The sequence below is a fragment of the Stenotrophomonas sp. K-6 genome, from assembly GCF_056861555.1.
This window is the reverse complement of record NZ_JBSPUC010000001.1, coordinates 1,186,947-1,209,065: the sequence shown is the minus strand read 5'-3', so window position 1 is coordinate 1,209,065 and position 22,119 is coordinate 1,186,947. Positions and strand designations below refer to the sequence as shown.

Annotated in this window: 17 protein-coding genes and 1 pseudogene; 6 read left to right on the top strand and 12 right to left on the bottom strand. The window is 65.5% G+C overall.

Going from position 1 to position 22,119, the window contains the following annotated elements:
* The first annotated feature begins 39 nt into the window (after positions 1-39).
* The 3 genes from AC13F7_RS05305 to AC13F7_RS05295 all read left to right on the top strand — a co-directional run bounded on the left by AC13F7_RS05305 (position 40) and on the right by AC13F7_RS05295 (position 7,401).
* Positions 40-2,907 (top strand): TonB-dependent receptor plug domain-containing protein, encoded by a 2,868-nt coding sequence (locus AC13F7_RS05305; RefSeq protein ID WP_482999460.1) that lies wholly within the window; start codon positions 40-42, stop codon positions 2,905-2,907.
* A gap of 228 nt (positions 2,908-3,135) precedes the next feature.
* The gene (locus AC13F7_RS05300) at positions 3,136-5,244 is read left to right on the top strand and encodes a M13 family metallopeptidase (protein WP_482999459.1); all 2,109 of its coding nucleotides are present in this window, start codon (positions 3,136-3,138) and stop codon (positions 5,242-5,244) included.
* 144 nt (positions 5,245-5,388) lie between these two features.
* Positions 5,389-7,401: a M13 family metallopeptidase gene (locus AC13F7_RS05295; RefSeq protein ID WP_482999458.1), complete on the top strand. Its 2,013-nt coding sequence runs from the start codon at positions 5,389-5,391 to the stop codon at positions 7,399-7,401.
* Between the two features lie 100 nt (positions 7,402-7,501).
* On the opposite strand, the gene AC13F7_RS05290 is transcribed toward AC13F7_RS05295, so the two are convergent.
* The 6 genes and pseudogenes from AC13F7_RS05290 to AC13F7_RS05265 form a co-directional block, all read right to left on the bottom strand.
* Complete coding sequence (locus AC13F7_RS05290) at positions 7,502-8,176, bottom strand: rhomboid family intramembrane serine protease (protein ID WP_482999457.1); 675 nt, start codon at positions 8,174-8,176, stop codon at positions 7,502-7,504.
* Positions 8,177-8,265: 89 nt separating this feature from the next.
* A complete protein-coding gene (locus AC13F7_RS05285; RefSeq protein WP_481468947.1) occupies positions 8,266-8,613 on the bottom strand; it encodes an MGMT family protein in 348 nt (115 codons plus the stop codon).
* Positions 8,614-8,624: 11 nt separating this feature from the next.
* Positions 8,625-9,545, bottom strand: a complete 921-nt coding sequence (locus tag AC13F7_RS05280; RefSeq protein ID WP_481468948.1) for a DMT family transporter — start codon at positions 9,543-9,545, stop codon at positions 8,625-8,627.
* A 121-nt stretch (positions 9,546-9,666) separates the two neighbouring features.
* Positions 9,667-11,022 carry a glutathione-disulfide reductase gene (gene gorA, locus AC13F7_RS05275; RefSeq protein WP_482999456.1) on the bottom strand — a complete coding sequence of 452 codons (1,356 nt, stop codon included), beginning with the start codon at positions 11,020-11,022 and terminating at the stop codon, positions 9,667-9,669.
* Positions 11,019-12,429, bottom strand: a pseudogene (locus tag AC13F7_RS05270) (DUF418 domain-containing protein). The gene gorA and the pseudogene AC13F7_RS05270 overlap by 4 nt, the downstream one beginning before the upstream one ends.
* An 83-nt stretch (positions 12,430-12,512) precedes the next feature.
* Complete coding sequence (locus tag AC13F7_RS05265; protein WP_019182632.1) at positions 12,513-12,992, bottom strand: FKBP-type peptidyl-prolyl cis-trans isomerase; 480 nt, start codon at positions 12,990-12,992, stop codon at positions 12,513-12,515.
* Between the two features lie 111 nt (positions 12,993-13,103).
* Between AC13F7_RS05265 and AC13F7_RS05260 the strand changes: the two genes are divergently transcribed.
* From AC13F7_RS05260 to AC13F7_RS05250, 3 genes are all read left to right on the top strand, one after another.
* Complete coding sequence (locus AC13F7_RS05260) at positions 13,104-13,643, top strand: C40 family peptidase (protein ID WP_481468782.1); 540 nt, start codon at positions 13,104-13,106, stop codon at positions 13,641-13,643.
* 146 nt (positions 13,644-13,789) lie between these two features.
* Positions 13,790-14,551, top strand: coding sequence for a C40 family peptidase (locus AC13F7_RS05255; RefSeq protein WP_481468950.1), 762 nt, complete (start codon positions 13,790-13,792; stop codon positions 14,549-14,551).
* Positions 14,552-14,799: 248 nt separating this feature from the next.
* Positions 14,800-16,137, top strand: coding sequence for a sigma-54 interaction domain-containing protein (locus AC13F7_RS05250; RefSeq protein WP_482999455.1), 1,338 nt, complete (start codon positions 14,800-14,802; stop codon positions 16,135-16,137).
* A 58-nt stretch (positions 16,138-16,195) separates the two neighbouring features.
* Here the strand turns inward: AC13F7_RS05250 and AC13F7_RS05245 are convergent, their stop codons facing one another.
* The 6 genes from AC13F7_RS05245 to AC13F7_RS05220 all read right to left on the bottom strand — a co-directional run bounded on the left by AC13F7_RS05245 (position 16,196) and on the right by AC13F7_RS05220 (position 21,863).
* Complete coding sequence (locus tag AC13F7_RS05245) at positions 16,196-17,509, bottom strand: hypothetical protein (RefSeq protein WP_481468786.1); 1,314 nt, start codon at positions 17,507-17,509, stop codon at positions 16,196-16,198.
* 48 nt (positions 17,510-17,557) lie between these two features.
* On the bottom strand, positions 17,558-18,322 hold the full coding sequence (locus tag AC13F7_RS05240) for a hypothetical protein (protein WP_482999454.1): 765 nt from the start codon (positions 18,320-18,322) through the stop codon (positions 17,558-17,560).
* Between the two features lie 9 nt (positions 18,323-18,331).
* Positions 18,332-19,030 (bottom strand): C39 family peptidase, encoded by a 699-nt coding sequence (locus tag AC13F7_RS05235; RefSeq protein ID WP_429000516.1) that lies wholly within the window; start codon positions 19,028-19,030, stop codon positions 18,332-18,334.
* Positions 19,031-19,174: 144 nt separating this feature from the next.
* The gene (locus tag AC13F7_RS05230; RefSeq protein WP_482999453.1) at positions 19,175-20,653 is read right to left on the bottom strand and encodes an adhesin; all 1,479 of its coding nucleotides are present in this window, start codon (positions 20,651-20,653) and stop codon (positions 19,175-19,177) included.
* Between the two features lie 44 nt (positions 20,654-20,697).
* Positions 20,698-21,336 carry a hypothetical protein gene (locus AC13F7_RS05225; protein ID WP_482999452.1) on the bottom strand — a complete coding sequence of 213 codons (639 nt, stop codon included), beginning with the start codon at positions 21,334-21,336 and terminating at the stop codon, positions 20,698-20,700.
* On the bottom strand, positions 21,333-21,863 hold the full coding sequence (locus AC13F7_RS05220; RefSeq protein ID WP_482999451.1) for a hypothetical protein: 531 nt from the start codon (positions 21,861-21,863) through the stop codon (positions 21,333-21,335). Before AC13F7_RS05220 ends, AC13F7_RS05225 begins: the two co-directional genes overlap by 4 nt.
* Between the last annotated feature and the right edge of the window lie 256 nt (positions 21,864-22,119).

The window sequence follows — 22,119 nt, the reverse complement described above, 5'->3', positions numbered from 1 at the left end:
CTCGGTTAACCGGAGCATAACAACTGGGAAGTCAACGCAATGCGCAAAGCCAATCGCCACCTCTCGCCAAGCCGTGTCCCTCTGACCCTCGCCGTGCTGGCCTGCCTCAGCGCCACCCCTGCTTTCGCGCAGGAGAGCAATCAGAGCAACACGCCTACGTCGACGGCCGCCACCTCTCAGCCGACGACCCGGGATCTGGACAGAGTTTCTGTCACCGGCTCCCTGATCCGCCGTGCGGATTACGAGACCTCCTCCCCCGTGTTCACCATCGACACTGAGAAGAATGCCGCTCAGGGTCAGGTGAACGTTGGCGAATTCCTGCAGCGCTCGGCCATCGGCGCGGCGGAAACGCAGATCACCCACCAGTTCGGCGGCTTCGTCGTCGACGGCGGAACTGGCGTACAGACGTTCTCGCTGCGCGGCCTCGGCGCGAACCGTACCCTGGTGCTGCTCGACGGCCAGCGTCCTGGTCCGGCCGGCACCCGCGGCGCCGTGGGCGCCTTCGATCTGAACGTGATCCCGACCGCGGTGCTGCAGCGCGCCGAGATCGTGAAGGACGGCTCGTCCTCGATCTACGGTTCCGACGCCGTCGCCGGCGTGGTCAACCTGATCACCAAGAAGAATTTCGATCGTCCGGAACTGACCGTGACCTCGCGCATCCCGACCCAGGGTGGCGGTGAAGTGTTCGCCGCGTCGCTGGCCAATGGCTGGAACTTCGAAACCGGCAGCGTGGTCGCTGCGGTCGAATGGTACCGCCACAACGAGCTGACCCGCGGTGACCGCGATTACCTCAAGTGCGGCGAAGACCTGATCAAGGATGCCGACGGCAACCGTATTGATCGCCAGGATCGTTCCATCAACGCCGGCACCCCGCTGGCGAACTGCAACAACATGTTGCACAACGTCATCGACGAATACGATTCGCCGATCCGCTACGTGCCTTCTGCCGATGGCAGCACGGTCGGTCCGTTCGCCGGTTATCGCCCGCGTGCCAACCAGACCTATGCCGGTGGCAACCCGGTTGCGTTCTACCAGGAACCGCTGAACTTCTCGCGTTGGGGCGAAAGCCACATCATGAACCGCCAGGAGCGCAAGTCGGCTTACCTGGCCACCGATTTCGGCTTCGATTCGTTCAATTGGAAGACCCAGTTCCTCTACAACAATCGCACCACTGACAATTTCCAGTGGCGCCAGTTCTTCCCGACCGTGGAAGCGCCGGGCACCACCAACGGCTACGCCCAGCCAGTCCTGCCGTTCAAGTCGCAGTCGCACACCGAAGTCGACTACTTCTACGGCGCCACCAAGTTCGATGGCCTGTTCAAGGGCACCGATACGTGGGGCTGGGAAGTCAACGGCAACTACAGCCGTTCCAGCGGCAAGTACAACACCCTGGGCATCAAGAACTCGATCACCGGTGACCTGCTCACTGAAGGCGCTGGCGAAACGCCGGCAGCCAACTACTTCGACCCGGGCTACCTGAGCGGTGCCAAGGTTGATGAGCTGGTCGACATTCTGGGTGTGTGGGCCCCGGGCAAGACCACCTACGATCAGTACAGCATCAATGCTGTCTTCACGGGTGAGCTGTTCAACCTCCCGGCCGGCGCCGTGGGCACGGCGATCGGCTTTGAGTACCGCAACTACAAGATCAACGATCAGCCGGGCGTTGAGTACAAGGATCTGTGGGGCGCATCCACCGCCGACCAGACCAAGGGCGAGGACAAGGTCAAGGAAGCCTTCGTCGAGTTTGACATTCCGCTGCTGAAGGGCATTACTGGCATCGAATCGCTGAGCGCCAACGCCTCCGGCCGTATCTTCGAATACGACTCGGTCGATGGCAGCGATTCCGTCTGGAAGCTGGGCCTGAACTGGCAGATCAATTCCGCGTTCCGTGTGCGCGGGACCTTGGGCACGTCGTATCGCGCACCAGGCCTTTATGAGCTGTATCTGGGCAACCAGACCGGCTTCCAGGCTCAGACGGCGATCGATCCATGCATCCGCTGGGGCGAAAGCAGCAACACCAACCTGCAGACCAACTGCGGCGCGGCAGGCATTCCGTCGGATTACACCGGTGCAGGCTCCAGCGCCACGGTGTTCACCAGCGGCGGCGCGGGCAACCTCTCGCCGGAAACCTCGCGGGCCAAGAGTGCGGGGATTGTGTTCACGCCGTCCTTCACTGATCTGAGCATTGCGATCGACTACTTCGACTACAAGGTCAAAGGACAGATCACCGCGCTGGGTTCGGCCGACATCGTGGATGGCTGCTACACCTCCAGCACTTTCCCGAATCGCTACTGCGATCTTTTGGTGCGCAACCCGACCACTGGTCCGGATGCCAACTCGATCCGCGAAATCTACGCCCAGTACCTCAATATCAACCAGCAGCGTACGCGCGGCTGGGACCTGACGGCTAACTGGGAGCGCGAGTTCGGCTTCGGTACGGTAGCAATCGACACCCAGGTCACCTACACCATCGAGGACGTGGCACAGATCTTCGACACGGCCGAGGCCAGTGGCCTGGCAGATTCGGATCAGCTTGGCTACATCGGCCGACCGGACATCGTGGCCAATCTGGGCCTGACCCTGACCCGTGGTGACTGGAGCTACAACTGGCTGACCCAGTACATCGGTTCGACCGAGAATAAGGATCTGGACAATGTGTTCACCTACCAAGGTCGTCCGAATTCCTATCGCGACCTGACTGCCGACGCTCGCCTGTACCACACCGCCTCGGTGAGCTACGAGCAGTCGGACTGGGAAATCCTGGTGGGCGTGTCCAACGTGTTCAACACCAAGCCTGCGCTGATTTCCACCGGCGCCGGTACGCGCTACGGCAACACGGCTGCGTTCGCCACTCAGTACGATCTTTACGGCCGCACCCCGTACGTGCGTCTGAAGTACAAGTTCTGATAGGCATCGCAGTGTGACACCTGAAGGAGGCGACCCCCGGTCGCCTCCTTTTTTAATGGGCGTAAGTCGAACGGAGTATGTGGCCGCTTTGCCGACCCTGCCCATCCGCCCACTTGCGTCCCAACATGACCTTCGACACCCTTGCGGGCAGGGTTGAAGGCGTATCGTCCGCCCTACGGCCCCTGCGGGGCCTTTCTCAGCTATAACGCGGCCTGGAGGCCAAACAAAGTGACTCGTACACCCAAACTGGTACTGCTGACCCTGGCCGTTTCGGCCGCGCTGGTCGGCTGCGGCAAGAACGAAACCCCCGCCCCGGACAGCGCCGCCTCCACCGCCGCGCCGGCGGCCCCCGCCGCCACCGAGTACAAGCTCGACGAGAGCAAGCTGCCGGCCTACAACGCCTTCCACCCGTCCGATCTGGACACCAGCATGGACGCCTGCGGTGCGTTCGGTGACTACGTCAACAGCAAGTGGCTGGCCGCCAATGAAATCCCGGCCGACCGCACCAGCTGGGGCGCCTTCACCATCCTGGACGAGCGCTCGGTGGCCGTGCAGCACCAGCTCGCCGAGCAGGTCGCGGCGGTCAAGAACCCCGTGGGCATCGAGAAGATCGTCGGCGACTTCTGGGCCACCGGCATGGACGAGGCCAAGATCAATGCCCAGGGCATCGAGCCGATCAAGGCCGACCTGACCGCCATCGACGGCCTGCAGGACAAGGACGCGATCGCCAACTACCTGCGCACCAGCGCGGCCAAGGGCGAAAACGTGCTGTTCGGCTTCGGTCCGGAAGCGGACTTCAAGAATTCCAGCATGAACCTGGCCTACGCCAGCCAGGGCGGCCTGGGCCTGCCGGATACCACCTATTACACCGACGCCAAGAACGCCGACAAGCTCAAGGCCTACCAGGCCCACGTGGCCAAGGTGCTGGAACTGGCCGGCGTGGCCACGGCCGATGCTGAAAAGCAGGCCGCCGATGTGGTCAAGTTCGAAACCCGCCTGGCCAAGGCCTCCAAGTCCAGCGTCGAGCTCTCGCGCGACGTCTCGCTGTTCTACAACCCGGTCACGGTGGCCGATGCGGACAAGCTGACCCCGAACTTCAGCTGGACCGAGTTCTTCAAGGCCCAGGGCATCGCCGCGCCGGAGAAGTTCTCGCTGGCCATGCCGAGCTTCCACCAGGAAGTGAGCAAGGCGCTGGGCGACACCGATCCGTCGGTGTGGCGCGCCTACCTGCGCTTCCACACCGTGGACAGCGCCTCGCCGTACCTGGCCGATGCCTTCGTCAATGAGAACTACAACTTCTACGGCAAGACCCTGAACGGTCAGAAGGAGCAGAAGCCGCGCTGGAAGCGCGTGCTGGGCACCATCGAAAACGATGCCGGTGATGCGTTCGGCCAGCTGTATGTCAAGGTCGCGTTCTCGCCGGAAGCCAAGGCCAAGATGGAAGAACTGGTCAAGAACCTGGCCGCCTCGCTCAAGGAGCGCATCCAGGGCCTGACCTGGATGAGCGACGAGACCAAGGCCAAGGCGATCGCCAAGTGGGAAACCTTCACCCCGAAGATCGGCTACCCGGACAAGTGGCGTGACTGGAGCGGCCTGAGCACCGGGCGCGACAGCTACCTGGGCAACGTGCGCGCGGCGAACGAATTCAATTACAAGTTCGCGCTGTCCAAGATCGGCCAGCCGGTGGACAAGACCGAGTGGGGCATGACCCCGCAGACGGTCAATGCCTACTACAACCCGCTGCAGAACGAGATCGTGTTCCCGGCCGCCATCCTGCAACCGCCGTTCTTCGATCCGAAGGCCGATGATGCACTGAACTACGGCGGCATCGGTGCGGTGATCGGCCATGAAATGACCCACGGTTACGACGACCAGGGCAGCCGTTTCGGGCCGACCGGCAACTTCGAGAACTGGTGGACCGAGGCGGACACCAAGAACTTCAGCGGCCTGACCGGCAAGCTGATCAAGCAGTTCGACGGCTACAAGGTGGACGGCCAGCCGGTCAACGGCAAGCTGACCCTGGGCGAGAACATCGCCGACCTGGGTGGCCTGGCCACCGCCTACGACGCCCTGCAGAAGGCCTCGGCCGGCAAGGAAGACCCGAAGGTCGACGGCTTCACCCGCGACCAGCGCTTCTTCTTCAACTGGGCCACCGTGTGGCGCACCAAGTACACCCCGGAGAACATGAAGGTCCGTCTGGCGACCGACCCGCATGCCCCGGCGCAGTTCCGTGCGATGGGTGCCCCGTCCAACCTGCCGACCTTCGCCGCTGCGTTCCAGTGCAAGGCCGGTTCGCCGATGGTGCGCGCCGGCGACCAGCAGGTCGTGATCTGGTAAGCCATCACGCCGACGCGTGAGGTGATGCATGCAAAGGCCCGGAATCTTCCGGGCCTTTGCTTTTGGGGCGGCCGCTGCCCATCACGCTCTTTTCGCTTTGCTTGGTACACTCGCGCGATCCCAATTCCGCTGGATTCGCTTTACATGTCCAACCTCCGTCCGCTTGCCATCGCCCTGGGCATCAGCCTGGTCACCCTGGTCGCTGCTCCCGATGCGCACGCCGCGCCGAAGAAGAAGGCCGCCGCCCGTGCGCCGGCTGTCAGCGCGCAGTGCAGCGACTTCTACGAAACCACCAATGCCACCTGGTTGAAGGCCAACCCGGTGCCGCAGACCGGCGCCACCACCGCGCTCGGCCAGCTGGCCGACCGCACCCGCCAGCAGCAGCGCGAGCTGCTGGATGGCGCGATGACGGCGCCGCAGGGCAACGTGCAGAAGCTGCTGGGCGACTTCTGGGCCAGTGGCCTGGACGAGGCCGCGGTGGAAGCCGACGGGTCCAACCCGATCGCCCCGCTGCTGACCCGCATCAACGCGATCAAGAAGGCCAAGGACGTGCCGGCCTCGATCGCTGCGCTGCACCAGGTCGGCATCCCGGTGGCCTTCAACTTCGCCCCGGACGTGGACCTGAAGGCGCTGGACCGCCACATCGGCTACTTCATGCAGGGCGGCATGGGCCTGCCGGACCCGGCGTTCTACACCCGTACCGACGCCGACACCGTCGCGCTGATGGGTCGCTACCGCAACTACGTCAAGCAGGTTCTGGCGCTGACCGGCACCCCGGCCGACAAGCTCGATGCCGAGTCGCAGTCGGTGATCGCCCTGGAAACCGAACTGGCGCGCAATGCGCAGTCGCTGGCGGGCATCAACAACCCGTTCAACAACTACGCACCGATCTCCACCAAGGAGCTCAACAGCCGCTACCGCAACCTGCAGCTGGAGGCCTTCCTGAAGGCGCAGGGCGTCAACGACGACCTGGTCTCGCTGTCCGATCCGGCACTGTTCAAGCAGCTCGATGGCATGGTCACCCGCCTCAAGCCGGAACAGTGGAAGGTCTATCTGCGCTGGCGCGTGGGTGATGCGATGGCCCCGTACCTGTCCAAGGCCTACCGCGATGCCGAATTCGAATTCCGCGGCCGTGTGATCCGTGGCCAGACCCTGCCGCCGGCGCGCTGGGAGCAGGTGCTGGACGCGATCAACGTCGCTGCCGGCCCGATGGTGGGTCGCGAGTACGCGGCCAAGCACCTGTCGGCCGATGACCGTCGCAAGGCGGCGCTGGTGGTGGACAAGATCCGCGAAGTGCAGATCGATGCGGTCAAGCGCAGCGCCTGGATGAGCGATGAGGCCAAGACCGAAGCACAGGCCAAGCTGGCCGCGCTGAAGATCGAGATCGGCACTCCGCTGCGCGATCTGGACTACACCGTGCAGCCGATGGGCCGCGGCAGCTTCGGCGGCAACATGCTGATCGCCTCCACCTGGCGCCACCGCGAAGAAATGAAGCGCATCGGCAAGGGCAACGCCGACCGTCGTTGGGACGTGCTGCCGCAGCAGCCGGCACTGGCGTATGACATCGCGCAGAACCGCCTGATCGTCACTGCCGCCGTGCTGCAGAGTCCGGTGTTCAACGCCAAGGGCGATACCGCCGAGCTGTTTGGCAGCTACGGTGCGCTGGTCGCCCATGAGCTGACCCGTGCAATCGATGCCAAGGGCGCGCTGGTCGATGCCAAGGGCGAACTGCGCAGCTGGTGGACCCCGGCCGACAAGACCGCCTGGACCTTGTTCGGCAACCGCGTCGCCGCCCAGTACAGCGGCTACGACTACCCGGGCGTGAAGGGTGCCAAGGTCAACGGCGAACTCACCCGCGAAGAGAACCTGGCCGACCTGGCTGGCCTGGAACTGGCGTGGGAGGCTTACAAGGCCGTAGAACCGGCCGCCAAGCCGGCCGCGCAGCAGGGCTTCTTCCGCGGCTGGGCCAGCCTGTGGCCGCAGCAGCTGTCGCCGAACGTCGCCGCCCAGCGCCTGACCTCGGACATCCTGGCCCCGGGCCGCTGGCGCACCAACGGCCCGCTGTCCAACCTGCCGGCCTTCGGTGCCACCTTCACCTGCAAGCCCGGGCAGCCGATGCAGCGCGTGGACAACGACCAGATCAAGGTCTGGCGCTGAGCCTGGCTATGTAGCAAACGAAAAGGGCGCCCACTGGGCGCCCTTTTCATTTAACGGGGACGGAGGTGGTTATTAACTACCTCCGTCCCTGTTATTTGCTTCACTTGATGCTGCGCAGGTGATTGGGTCGCTTCGGCGGGCCCGGCGGGCGGCGGTTGTTGAACGGTGGCTGGCCGCGCCAGTAGCGGATCAGCAGCCAGCCGAACAACATGCCGCCCAGATGCGCGAAGTGGGCCACGCCCGGCTGCCAGCCGGTGGCGCCCAGCATCAGCTCCATCGCACCGAACACGATCACGAAGGTGCGTGCCTTCATCGGGATTGGCGGGAACAGCAGCATCACCCGTTGGTTGGGGAAGAGCATGCCGTACGCGAGCAGCAGGCCGAACACGCCGCCGGATGCCCCCAGCACCGTGGCCGGATCGGCCAGCATCAGCCCGACCAGCAGCTGGCACAGACCGGCACCGGCGACACACACCAGGTAATAGATCAAAAAGCGCTTCTCACCCCAGGTCTGCTCCAGAGGTGCGCCGAACATGAAGAGCGCGAGCATGTTGAAGAACAGATGGCCGAAGCTGCCATGCAGGAAGCCATAGGTCAGCAGTTGCCAGGGCTGGAAGTTGCCGCCCGGCGAGAACGGATCGAAGCCGCCGCCCAACGGCTGCAGCATGAAAGGCTCGAAGGTGCCGTTGCCGAGCAGGAACGGCTGCTGCAGCAGGAACAGCACGGCGTTGGCGATCAACAACGCTTTGGTGACAGTAGGCAGTCGCGGAAACATGGGGGCATCCTTTGGAACTGCGCCCATCATAGCCGCAGCGCCCGGCCGCAATCTGCGTGGCGGCGCCCGCGTTCAACCGACAGGCAGCGTCAGCCCGGTCCCCACAGGGCGGCATCCAGATCGTTGGCGCCGGCCACCGGCATGCCCTTCACCCGCCCCCGCTCGATCACCACGCCCTCGGCGCGCAGCCGCTGGCTCTGTTCCTTCCACCCAGCCGAGCCTTCGGGCATCGCAATGCGCCCGTCCGAGCGCAGCACGCGGTGCCACGGCAGCTCAGGATCGTCATTCATGCCAAGCACGCGTGCGGTCAGCCGCGCCCTGCCCGGCAGCCCCGCCTTTGCGGCGACCTGGCCGTAGCCCATGACCTGCCCACGCGGAATCGCACGGATCACCGCCAGAATCCGTGCACGCGCCTGCGCCGCCGGGTCATCGCCCACGGCGGCCGCGTTCACGCGCGCACCCGGCTGACCAGCAGCACGCCGAGCAGGACCAGGGCCGTGCCGAGTATCTGCCACGGCCCCATGGGTTCGTCGAGCAGCCATAGACTCATCACGATGGTGGAGACCGGACCGAGCATACCCACCTGGGCGGCCAGCGACGAGCCGATCCGCTTGACCGCCAGCATGATCGCCATCACCGGCAGCACCGTGCAGACCGTGGCGTTGATCAGCGACAGCCAGTACACCGGCGTGGGCGCCTGGCCCAGCGCGGACATAGGGTGCAGCACCGCGAAGTGCAGCACGCACAGGACGCAGGCCACGCAGCTGGCATAGGCGGTCAGCCGGATCGCGCCGATCCGGGCCACCACCTGGCCACTGCCGAACAGATACAGCGCATAGCTCAGCGCACTGGCGAACACCAATGCACTGCCCAGCACGATGCGCCCGCCTTCCAGCTGCAGGTCATGGCCGAAGGCCAGCAGTACGCCCAGATAACTGAGCACCAGCGCCGCCACCTGCCAGCGACCGGGGCGCTTTTTCAGCAGGACCAGGCTGATCAGCAGCACCAGCGTCGGGTTCAAGTACAGAATCAGACGTTCCAGGGTGACGCTGATGTATTGCAGGCCCTGGAAGTCCAGCAGGCTGGACAGGTAGTAGCCGGTGAAGCCCAGCCACACCACGCGCCCCCGGTCGCCCCATGACAATGCCGGCGCGCGCCGCGCCGACCATACCGCCAGCACCGCGAACAGCGGGAACGCCATCAGCATCCGCAGCGCCAGCAGCGTGGTGGCATCCACCCCATGCCGATACGCGAGTTTGACGATGACCGCCTTGCCCGAGGCCGCGATCGCGCCAATCGCGGCCAGTGCGATGCCGCCGGCGGCGATACGGCTGGAGGACGTGGGCAGCGAGGAGGCGGGAGAGGACATCAGGACGGCGGACAGCCGCGCAGGGCGGCTGGGCAGTAGGTGGGGCGGCCATTGTCGCATGCGTGGCGGCACTACCGGATCCCTGCTGCGGCTTCGGCAGCTGCACGCCGCCGATGCGCGTTCAGCGCATCAGTACGACTTCTTCTGCGGAGGTTGGATGGATCGCCACGGTGTCGTCGAACTGGGCCTTGGTCACGCCCATCTTCACCGCCAGTGCAAACCCCTGCAGGATTTCATCGGCAGACTCACCCAGCAGGTGGACACCGACCACACGCTCCTCCTCACCCACACAGACCAGCTTGAACAGGCTGCGCTGGGTGCCATCGGCCAAGGCCTGCAGCATCGGGCGGAAGTTGCTGCGGTACACGCGGACGTCGCCGTACTTGGCGCAGGCCTCTTCTTCGCTCAAGCCCACCGCACCGAGCGCTGGGTGTGAAAACACCACACTGGCCACATTCTCGTAGTCCATCTTCGCCTGCGGCTGACCGCCGAACAGGCGGTCCATCAGCTTGCGCGCTGCGGCGATCGCCACCGGGGTCAGGCCAACCTTGCCGGCAATGTCGCCGACTGCGTGCACGTTGGGTACTGCGGTGGTCTGCCACGCGTCGACTTCGACCTCGCCCTTGTCACCGATCACCACGCCGAGCGCTTCCAACCCCAGATCGGCACTGTTGCCGCGTCGCCCGGTGGCAAAGAACACTGCATCGAAATGACCGTCGGCCGGGCCATCATGACCGAACGCGACCACGGCATCGCCATCACGCTGCAGCTCGCGCAGGCGATAGCCAAAATGGACCTGCACACCCTGGTGCCGCAGATTCTCGGCGAGCTGTTCGGTGAGTTCTGCATCGAAGCGCTCCAGCAGCCGTTCACCGCGCACCAGCAGCGTCACGCGGCTGCCCAGCGCCTGCAGCAGCCCGGCCAGCTCCACCGCGATGTAACCACCGCCCACGATCGCGACCCGTTCGGGCGCGCCGCAGAGGTTGAAGAAGTCATCGGACACCAGTCCCAGTTCGGCGCCGGGAATCTCCGGCCGCTGCGGATACGCACCGGTCGCGAGCAGGATGTGCGCCGCACTGATGCGCACGCCATCACTGCACTCCACGGTGTGCGCATCCACCAGCCGACCACGGCGCGGTACACGCACCACCTTGTTCTCATTGAGTCGCTTGAGATAGCTGGCATGGATGTTGGCGATATAGGCCTGCCGATGCACCACCAGTTCTTTCCAGTCCAGCGAAGGGCGCACCGGCACATCGAAGCCCATTGCGGCGGCCAGGCCGATCCGGCCGGAGAGATCGGCCGCCAGCCACATCGCCTTTTTCGGCACGCAGCCGACATTGACGCAGGTGCCGCCCAGTTCGCCCGGCTCCAGCATCGCCACGCGCTGGCCGTGCTGCGCCGCGCGGAAGGCTGCCGCCAGGCCGCCGGAACCACCGCCCAGCACGATCAGGTCATAGTCGTATTGCGTCGTCATTGGTATCGCTCAACTCGGTAAGGGGCACGATCGATCGCCTGCGTGCGGCCGGGGATCCGGTCTGCCGTCCACTGGCCGGTGCCGACGCGCATGCGCGTCCCGAGCATGCCATGTCCGGCCGCGATCCAGACGTGAGGGTGCCGCGTGGCGCCTACGGATTCAGGCCCGACGCAGCGGCGGCCACTGCAGATAGGTCATTGCACGCCAGAACCACTCCAGTGGCCCGAAGCGGAAGTAGTGCAGCCATACATGGCTGATCGCCACCTGCAGCGCGAACAGCGACAGCGCAAACGGAATCTGCCACAGGCGCGGCAGTGTTTCGAACGCGCCAAGTCCGTATCCATAGAACACCCACGTGCAGACCAGCGACTGGCCGATGTAATGGGTCAGCGCCATCCGCCCCATCGGGGCCAGCACCTGCAGGCGCGCACGCCAGCGCACGATCCAGGCCAGATAGCCCAGGCACATCAGCAGCCCGGCCAGCGCACTGGTTGCATACGCCACGCCGCCGCGCAGATCGAGCGTGCCGGGCGCTTGATAGGGGTGCCAGATCGCACTGCCCAGCATCAGCACCAGGCCCACCGGCAAGGCGATCCAGCGCAGCCGCGCATACAGCCGTGCGAACCGCTCGGGCTCAGCCAGCGCGCCACTGCGGGCGAACCAGCTGCCGATCAGGAACATGCCAAGCACTTCCGGGCCGATCACGAAGATGCCTGACAACATCGCGCCGAGATCGCGCAGGCGCTGGCCGACCGCCTCCCCCCAGCTGCCATGCGCGTACGCCTGGCGCTGCAGTTCGATGGTCCGCTGGGCCTGCGCGATGGCCTCACGCAGCGAGTCCTGCGCGTGTTCCATGGTGGCCATCCAGCTCATCAGCGCGCCCAGCAGCAGCACCAGGGCGACTGCGCCCAGGTAGCTGATCGCGCCCATCGCCGGCAGCCAGCTGCGCGGCGCCTCGCGACAGGCAAGCAACAGCATCGAGATCAAGGCGTAGATCACCAGGATGTCGCCGGACCACACCAGCAGCGCATGGCACAGACCGATCAGCAGCAGCGCGGCGCTGCGGCGCAGATAGAACGGCACGAATGCGCGGCCGGCCGATTCTGCGCGCTGCGCCATGACCGAGAACCCCGCGCCGAACAGCAGCGAGAACAGGGTGAAAAACTTCCCTTGAACCAGCACGTAGATGGCCGCGTCGGCCCAGTAATCCGCGCCCTGCCAGTGCGGATCGATGCCGGTGAAGGACAGGTCCAGCGGACCGCTGAAGGCCTCCATGTTCATCAGCAGGATGCCCAGCAGCGCAAACCCGCGCAGGATGTCGATGACGGCGATGCGCTCGTGGGCGCCTACCGGCTGCAAAGGAGAAGAAGCTGCGTTCACAGGCAATCCGCTGACCAGGTCCGCCATTATGCCGTGCGCGTGGAAGCCTGCCGCAGAAACGAAAACGGCCCGCCGAAGCGGGCCGTTGGATCAACGCGGGGTTGCAGCACTCAGTGCTGGTGGCCGCCATCGCCGTGCACGTGGCCGTGCTCGATCTCTTCCTTGCTGGCTTCGCGCACGTCGACGATCTCGACGTTGAAATGCAGGTCCTTGCCAGCCATCGGGTGGTTCAGATCGACATCGACCACGCTCATGCCGACCTTCTCGACGGTGACCGCGCGCGGGCCGAAGTTGGTCTGCAGCACGACCTGCTGGCCCGGCACCAGCTTGCTGGTGCCGAAGTGCTTCTTGGGCACGCGCTGGGTCAGGCCTTCGCGGCGCTCGCCGTAGGCGTCGGTCGCTTTGACGTCCACTTCGAAGGTGGCGCCGGCTTCCTTGTCCATCATGGCGTTTTCCAGGCCCGGGATGATGTTGCCGTGGCCGATCAGGATCGCCAGCGGATCACGGTCCCTGGAGCTCTCGATCGGCTCCTGGCCCTGCTCGGCGACGGTGTAATGGAAACGGACGACGCGGTCTTTTTCGATCTTCATGCGCAACTCTGGTCTGGAGACTGCCGAGGGCAGACGGGTGAGGCGGGTTGTGGCCTGCCGGATACGCCGCCATCATGACGGCCTTCTAAGGTCGCGCATTATCCGGACAACATGCACATGACGCCAGTTTCGCGCCTGACCCGCCTGCCCGGCCACCTGGCCCTGCTGGCGATCATCGCCCTGCTGAGTGCCTGTGGCGGCGGCAAGACCACCCGTCCGGCCCCGCCGCCCGCCTCCACCCAGGTCTGGCCCAGCGTGACCCCGAACGACCCGCAGGCGGCCAACGCGGTGCTGATGCGTGCGATCGGCCTGGTCGGCACGCCCTACCGCTACGGTGGCAACACACCCGAATCCGGTTTCGACTGCAGCGGCCTGGTCGCCTACGTGTACCGCGAGATGCTGGATCTGCGCCTGCCCCGCACCTCACGCGATCTGGCCGCCGTGCAGGGACCGAAGATCGAGCCCAAGCGCCTGGCGCCCGGCGACCTGGTGTTTTTCGGCAACAAGGGCAACGTCTTCCACGTGGGCATCTATGTGGGCGAAGGCCGCTTCGTGCACGCCCCCAGCACCGGCGGCACGGTCCGGCTGGACTCATTGGGCGGACCGTACTGGAAAGACCACTACACCGGGGCGAAACGCGTCCTTAACTAAGCTGAACAGGGGTAAGGGACAAATTTGTGATGCACATCACACAGCTGTAAACGAAAAATTAACGGAATTTGTACCTAATCACCGCGCTTACACGGCATCATCACCCATCGTTTTTATTCAGTGACCGCCGCGTGACGACAGACGACCTGAGTTGCAAAGGCCAGACCGCCGCCCTTCGGCGTCGCGCCCGACCCGCCTTCATCGCCGCAGCGCTCTGCCTGGCCAGCCTCCCGGCATGGGCCCAGTCCGTACCGACGACGGGCCCCGAGGTCGCTGCACCCCCCGTCACCGTCGCATCCGAGTCACCCGCGCCGGCCAAGCCCAAGGCTGATGCGCCGGCCCGCAGCAAGGCCGATGCCGCTGCCAGCGCCACCCTCGCCGCCCTGCTTCCGCACCTGGCGGCCAATGACACCATTCCCCTCATGGACCGCTCGGCGATGTTCGCCGGTGATCTGAGCCGCCTGCTCGCCAATTACGATGCCAGCACCGGTGCCATTACCGTGGCCGGCGACGCCGCCGAGAACGGCAAGGTCCAGTCCCTGCTGCGCCGTGCGATGACCCTGCTCGGCACCCCGTACCGCTGGGGCGGCACCTCGCCGGACAGCGGTTTCGACTGCAGTGGCCTGGTCGGCTATGTGTTCCGGACTGCGCTGGGCGTCGAGCTGCCGCGCGTGTCGCGCGAGATGGCCCATGACGGCGCCGCCGAGCTGATCAATGATCGCAACGCCCTGGCCGCTGGCGATCTGGTGTTCTTCGGCCGCAAGGGCCGGGTGGACCATGTCGGCATCTACGTCGGTGAAGGCCGCTTCCTGCATGCCCCGAGCACCGGCAAGGACGTCCGCGTGGACAGCCTGGTCAGCGGGTACTGGGGCGGCAAGTTCATGCAGGCCCGCCGCGTCGATCTCTGACGCGCCCTGCTGAACCCACAGATCGAAGGCCGCTGCCCTGCAGCGGCCTTTTTCTTTGGGCCGCCCGGCGATGGCCGCTGCCCGGCCCAACCCGCGTTCCTTTCTCTGTCACCGCCGTTTTTCCGGCGGGCGACGCGCCCAGCGCACCCGCGCCGTGGCGGGGGAAGGACCCGGACGTGGGGCGGCACGTGCGCGGCAACCGATCAGGCAGCAGACACCGCCCGAGCTTCTCGTCGACAAGGTGACGCATGGCGGCTGTCCCCGATTTTCCTGCCCGGTGTGTGATCTGGTTTGGGCAACCTCACCCGCTTGAACGGGCCACCTTGGCTGCGGCCGGCTGGCAGGTGCGGGGCGTGGCCCCGGAACAATGCGCGGGCATCGGCATGCGCGGCAGCGACCAGGTCGTGGGCCTGCTGGACCTGCGCACCGTGGTCCCGGCCAACCTGGCCCATCTGCAGCAGTTGCTGGTGGACCATCGTCATATGCGCCTGCTGGCCTTGCTGCCCGCTGCCCCACTTCGCCCCTCGCCGGTGCTCGATGCACTGCTCACCGCGTGCGTGGACACCTACACCGCCCCGATCGACCTGCCCCGCGTCGTCCAGCGGCTGCAGCAGCTCGCCGGCGCCGAACCCCTGCCCGCCACCCACGGCCCGCAGTCCCTGATCGGCGACAGCGCCGTCCTGCAGGTGACCCGTGCGGCGATCCGCAAGTACGCACCGGTGGATCTGCCGGTGCTGATCACCGGCGAAACCGGCACCGGCAAGGAACTGGCCGCCCAGGCCCTGCATGCACTGTCCGCGCGCCATGCGCGTCCATTCCTGGCGGTGAACTGCGGCGCGATCCCGGCAGCGCTGGTCCAGTCCGAACTGTTCGGTCATGAGCGCGGCGCCTTCACCGGTGCGGCCACCCGTCGCCTGGGCCTGTTCGAATCGGCCAGTGGCGGCACCGTCTTCCTGGACGAGATCGGCGATCTGCCGCTGGACGCGCAGACCAATCTGCTGCGCGTACTGCAGGAAGGCACGGTGGAACGGGTCGGCAGCAACCGGCCGCTGGAGGTGGATGTGCGCGTGCTCGCCGCCACCCACGTGGATCTGGAGAAAGCGGTCGAGCAGGGTCACTTCCGTCGCGACCTCTTCTATCGCCTCAACGTACTGCGGCTGCCACTGCCACCACTGCGCGAGCGCGGCAGCGACATCGCGCTGCTGGCGCACCACTTCCTCGCCAGCTTCCGGCACCGCCATGTCACCCGTGCGCGCGGATTTACCGCCGATGCGGTCCAGGCACTGGAGCGGTTTGGCTGGCCGGGCAATGTGCGCGAGCTGCTCAACCGGGTGCAGCGCGCGGCGATCGTCAGCGATGCCGAGCTGATCACCGCGGCGGATCTGGAGCTGACCCAACCACTGCAGGCGACGGTCGATCGTGGCCTGCAGGGTGCAAAGCAGGTGGCCGAACGCGAGACGCTGCTGCATGCGCTGCGCCAGGCCGATTTCAACATCACCGCCTGCGCGCGCCACATGCAGGTCTCCCGGGTGACCGTCTATCGGCTCTGCCGCAAGCACCAACTCGCACTACCCGAACTGCGCTGACCCGCAGACCCGCAGACCATCGCATCGAACCCGTGCACTGCGCGACCCTACCGTCGGCTTACAAGCTGTACGGCACCTTGAAGGCCAAGGTGAAGTCCGGTGCGTCCGGCGTCAGGCCGATGCCCAGCAGGCTGACCAGCGTGGTCTTCTGGTTCAGGGCATAGGTGATGCCCAGGTTGAGCGTGGCGGCATTGGCATCGCTGCCGATCACCTTGAGCCACTGGCCGTTCTTGTAGCGCGTGGACGCGCGCGCGCTCAGCTTGTCGCTGAAGGAGATACTCAGGCTGGTGCGCTCGTTGAAGGCGAACGCCACGCCGGCACCGAAGTAGTACGAGCCGCCCAGCTTCACATCTCCCGGGTTGGTGGTGTCCGGGTTGGCGTCGATGTCATCGAAGCTGCGCGGGAAGGAATGGATGTAGCCGATGTTGGCGAACAGGATCGCAGGGTCGGCGGTCTTCACCGCCGACAGGCCGACGTTGGCCTGCCAGACGCCATTGCCGGTGGGCTGCTGTTCGGGCACCGCGAAACGGATGAAGTCATCGTCATCGCGTTCAAGCACCTTCCAGTCCAGCCCATACGGCGCACGCCCGGTCGGCGCGGTCGCGCCCACGGTCAGCACGGTTTCGGGCAGCCGCCCACGCTCGGCAAACAGCCGGTAGTTGGCGCTCACGCCAACGTCGCCGATGCCATTGCCGGTCGTTTCCTCCTGCGCGATGGCCGCGGCAGAACCGCCGGCACCGCCTTTCTGGAACACGGTCTTGCGGGCCAGGTAGGGCACATCCAGGTTCAAGGTCAGGCGCGGGCTGACACCCCAGCGCGCGGCCAGGTTGTAGGTCAGCGTGTCCGACTCGACATTCTCGATGGCGATGTTGCCCAGGAAGATCGCGTCCAGCGCCAGGAAGCCGTTGAGGCTAAGCTGCTTGCGGTCATAGCGCGCGTAGGACAGGCTGTTTTCGATCGTGAAGCGGCGGCTGAACAGCGCGGCCTGCTGCTGTTTGACGTCATCCACGCTGCGCCGCGATTCCTGTTTGGCCTGCTGCGCTTCGGCCGCCGAACTGGCGTAACCGTCGGCGCTGGGCGGCGCTACGGGCGTGCCAGCCGGCAAGGCCTGTTGAGGGGGAGCAGCACCGGCGACCGGCGCGGTCTTGCCGGTCAGTCTTGCCTGCATCGCCTGCACCTGCATGTCCAGCTCGCGCAGACGTCGCACTTCCTGCGCGTAGTTGGCCTTGAGGCTTTCCAGCTGCGCCATCAGTGCCCTGACATCGGCCTCGTCATTGGGCGCAGGCTGTTGCGCCTGTGCCTGGGCGGACGCAGCCGCCATGAGTGCCAGCGCCGCCAGCGCCAGCGGTGTTGCGCGGATCATCGTGTGCATTGCCTTGGCCCACTGTTGTGTTGACGCTCCCCCTGCCGGGCCGATGGATCACTGGCCCGGCCCCATGCCTACGCCGCGAACCAGCGTCATCGCCTGCGCCACGTTCTGATTGAGCGGAACGTTGTTGGCCAGCGACTGCCTCACCAGGTCGATCTGCAGCCGATTGGTGACCGACTGTCCATCACTGCCCAGCGCGATGCTCTGGCCGACGCTGCCGTTGCGGATCCATTGCTGGACCGCACCGACACCCTCGATCTGCAACTGCACCTTGGCCGTGTTGCCTTCCAGCTGGGCGAGCGCACTGACACCGCCCTGCTGCACGCTGGCCAGGTTCACGCTTTCGCCGGTGGGCGTGGGTGCCACGCCATCGCGCACGGTCAGCTGGGTGGCGTTGCTGGCGAGGTTGGCGTCGCCGGCCACCTGGATGCTCTGGCTGAGGCCGGCCACGTTCTGCAGGCCACTGGAGTCCACGCTGCGCCCCGGCGTCACCGGCAGCGGCGCATCGGCGGCGGTCACGCTCACGCTCGGTGCGAAGCTGATTTTCGGTGTGCTGGCGCCGTGGCTGAAATCCATGCCCAGCTTCAGCGCACTCTGTGCGGACTGCCCGCCGGCGGTCTGCCATTGCGAGACCATGGTGACGCCGAACCACGCCACGGTGTTGCCACCGACGGTGTAACGCCCCCGCATGAGATTCAATTCCGGATCGGGGATTTCGCTCAATCCCTTGCCGGGCCGGCTGTCGTCGGCATGTGCCGGCGCAATGCCCAACAGGGCAAGCAGCACGATGCCGGGCGTCCAGGTTGCGATGTTCATGGTGCCTCCTTAAAACAGATCGGCATGGGTGAATCCGAAATCGACCAGTTCCGCGTCGGTGATCGGTCCCTGCCTGGCATACAGCGAACGGGCACTCGGCCGTTCGCCGGGCTGCAGCAGTGCCGTGTTGCGATCGAAGTCACTCCCGATCACGACAAACACGGCGCGCGACGGCCACGCCTGGAGAAATTCGCTGACGGGAATGCTGCGGTTGCCCAGGATCGGGTCGGCCACATCCACCAGATCGCCACGGACCTGCTTGAGGACCACGAAGTGGCGGAAGCCCCGCACATCCATCAGCACCAGCCCGGGCACGCGCAGTGAGCGCAGGCGCTCTTCGTTGACGCGGTAGCCGCGTCCGCGCATGCCCATCGATTCGACGTAACGTTTGATGTCCAGCAGCGAGAAGCCGCGCTGGTGGACCAGTTGTGGATCCGAGACCCCCATCATCCCTTCGATCACGGTGCTCTCATCCGCCTCCAGGTGGTAGGCGTAACGCAGGATCGTGGCAAGGGCAGCTGCGCCACAGCTGTAATCGGTGTGTTGCCGTACCACGTTGCGGAAGCGCCGTTCCTGCATGCTTTCCACGCGCTGGGTGAGCACCGCCCCATTGGGCAGTACGCCACTGAAGCCGACATCGCCGGCGCGTACGCTGCCCATCGGCATCATCAGCATCGACAGTGTCCACACCAGCATCCACGTGCGCATACGACTGGACATGCAGTACTCCGGCTCAGGAAGGAGCCCCTGCCCCAAGGGGGAGAAGGGACAGGGGCTCCCGGGGAGCCCGGTCATTGGCGGATGACCGGGTTTGTTGCGCTCAACGCGTACTGCTTGCGAAAACGGACAGACTTACTGTTCCGGACCGCCGCCACCACCGCCGCCGGTGGAGGGCTGCGCAACCGCCAGGGCCAGACTGTTGGCCTGCAGGTTGCCGGTACCGGAGGCCACGTTCACCCCGATGTTGCCGGAGGCGCCGGAGAACGCACTGCCGGACAATGCCGCGGTGTTGGTGGCATCCACGTTCACCCAACGGGTGGTGGACACGGTGCCGCTCAGGCTCGCGTAGAGGTCGGCCACGCCCAGTTCAACGAACTGGCTGGTGCCGCGCTCTTCGGTGTCGAACGCAATGCCGCCCACGCCCGGACGATTCGGGTTGGCGGTGGCATTCTGGATATCGCTATCCATGTCGATATGACCGGTTTCGCTGCCGCTCGGGTGATCCAGCGCGCCACTCCAGGTATCCAGGTAGTAGTTGTCCTTCTGGTAGGCACTCCCCGAACCGCTGTAACGGCCCGCACCCACGGCCAACGTGCCGCCGGCGACGCGGCCACTCAGGCTCACGTCCACGGTGTCGGTCATCGACTGCAGGTAGCCGGCGTTGCTGACGGTGTTGCCGGAGGACACCTGGTTGGAGCTGATGCTCGAGGTCGCATAGGCGCTGGTGGCGACCGAGGCGGCGAGCGCGTTCTTCTGCTCGTTGTTGTTGCCCGAGGCGACGTTGGCGCCGATGTTGCCGGACGCACCGCTGAAGGCATTGCCACCCAGGCCCGCGGCGTTGGTCACGCCCGAGTTGAGGGTGGTGTTGCCACCGCCGTACTGGTTGACGAAGACTTCCGCATCGGCCATGCCGAAGCTGAAGGACGCATCGGCCGCGGACAGCGACGCGGCGTTGTCCTGCGCGTTGTTGTCACCGGCGGCGACGTTGAAGCCCAGGTTGCCGGAGGCATCGGCACCGACGTCGTCGGCGATCGAGGCACTGTTGGTCACCAAGGTATTGCCGGCCAGATTGTTGGTGACGGACTGGCGGTTGTCGATGACGGCGATAGCGGCCGAATCGATGTCGATCGAACCGGTGATTTCCGGATCACCCGAGAAGCTGATGTCCGAGCTCAGGCGCAGGTCTTTTTCGATGTTCACGTCAACGCCATGATTGTTCTTTTCCTGGCGTTCGTCGGCCTGGATGTTGCTGGTCTTGTTGACGTTCTCGGTGACGTTGCGGTTGCTGGTCACGTTGCGGTTGCTGGTGACGTTGGTGTTGCTCGTCACGTTGTCGTTGATGGTGGTGTTGGTGGTGCTGTTGTTGTTGCGGGTGTTGTTCCAGGTCCGGTTCCAGGTGCGCGAATCGGTATCGGTGTTGGTGGTGGTATTGGTTTCGGTGTTGGTATCGGTATTGGTGTTGGTGCGCGTTTCAGCCACGTTGTGCAGGTGGTTGATGTTGGCGCTCTGGTTCTGGTTGTCGCGGTCATTGCCCCAGCCATTGGCGCCGGCGGAGGCGGATGCAGCGGCGACGGCGATGGCCAGTACGGTCCGTTTCATGTTGGTGTTCATGGTGCCCTCTCTCTCATCACAGACAATCGGGTGGATGTGACTACTCACGGGGTGGACTGCACCGAAATGCTCAGTTGGTTTGCGGTGGCGTTGCCGGATCCCGCGATCTGATTGAGTTGCAGGACGCCGTCGAATCCCTGCAGCGCGGAGGCTTCGACCGCCACCCTGCGAGTTCCGGCCGACCGACCGCTGTTGACGGCCCCCTGCCCCCCTGCTGACGCGAGTGCGCCCGACGCGGCCAAAGCCTCGTCGTTCGTCTCGCGTATGCCCTGTTGCGCCAGCGTGGCGGTCACGACGTTGAGCGTCGCGTTGCCGTTGCCGCTGGCCTGGTTGATCGATGCGACGCCTCGCGCGCCGTTCAGTGCCTGGCCGCCAAGCGTGGCGCTGGCGTCCATGGCGGTATCGCTGAGGCTGAGATTGTTGGATTGCTGCTGGCGCGCATCCACATTGATGTGGGCGTTGCGGCCGTTGGCGATGCCCATCAGGTTGGCCTGCTGGTTGAGATCACCGGCAGCCATGTTGACGGTGATGGCGCCATCGGTGCCGGCCAGGGTGCGGCCGTCGATGCGGCTTTGATTGAGGTAGGAGAGCATCGCCGCATAATCGCTGCTCTGCTGGGCGTGCGCGCCCAGTGGTGCGAGCAGCAGGCTGGTGAGCACCATGTTGCGCAGGGCGATGTTCATTTGCCGGGCCCACCTGCAGGCTGCCCGAGCGGGAACTGCGCGAGTGCGCCGCGCACCTGGTCGCCGATGCCGCGGGTGGCGTTGCCGACCGCGCCCATGGGGCCCCCGATGGTGTTGCTGAGCTGCCCGCTGGAGAGCATGCCGCTGTCGGTGACCTTGCCGAGGGTGCCGTTGACGGTATGGCCGGTGATACGCTCGATGGTGGTGGCACTGCGCGGGATGCCGGCACCGGTGTTGGAACCGAGCGAGGCGTAGTCGTCGTCGCTGAGTTCGTCCATGCCGGTGGAGGTGCCGAGTGCCTGGCCGACTTCGCGCTTTGGCGACGGATCGGCGATCAGCGCCATGCCGGGCGGTGCCGGGCGGTAGGCAGGCCGCGCGGAGACATCGCGCAGCAGCACCATTTCGCCGGGCTGCGCCTTGACGCCCTGGCGTGCGCCGGAGGCGTTGGCGGCCACCGGCACGATGAGTGCAACGGCGAGCAGCCAGAGTGGGGTGTGTCGTGTGCGGTGTGCGGCAACGCTGTCCATGGCGACCTCCGATTACATGCGGAGGGGTGGAGCAGCATTCGTGCCAAGTTCCGGATGCCCGTGTTTGCTGGGCTTTCGTGCGGTTGGGGTTAATCGCACGCAACATTGCTGTTACAGCGGCGTTAGCGCTTTGGCGGATGAATAGGTCGGGCGGTGGATGGGGTTGCGCTGAGAGGCAGGCGTGGTGCGGGTGTATCAAAGGTGTTACACCGGGTGATACACGCGGTTACGGTGCGGGTTCAGGATGGTTTGCTGA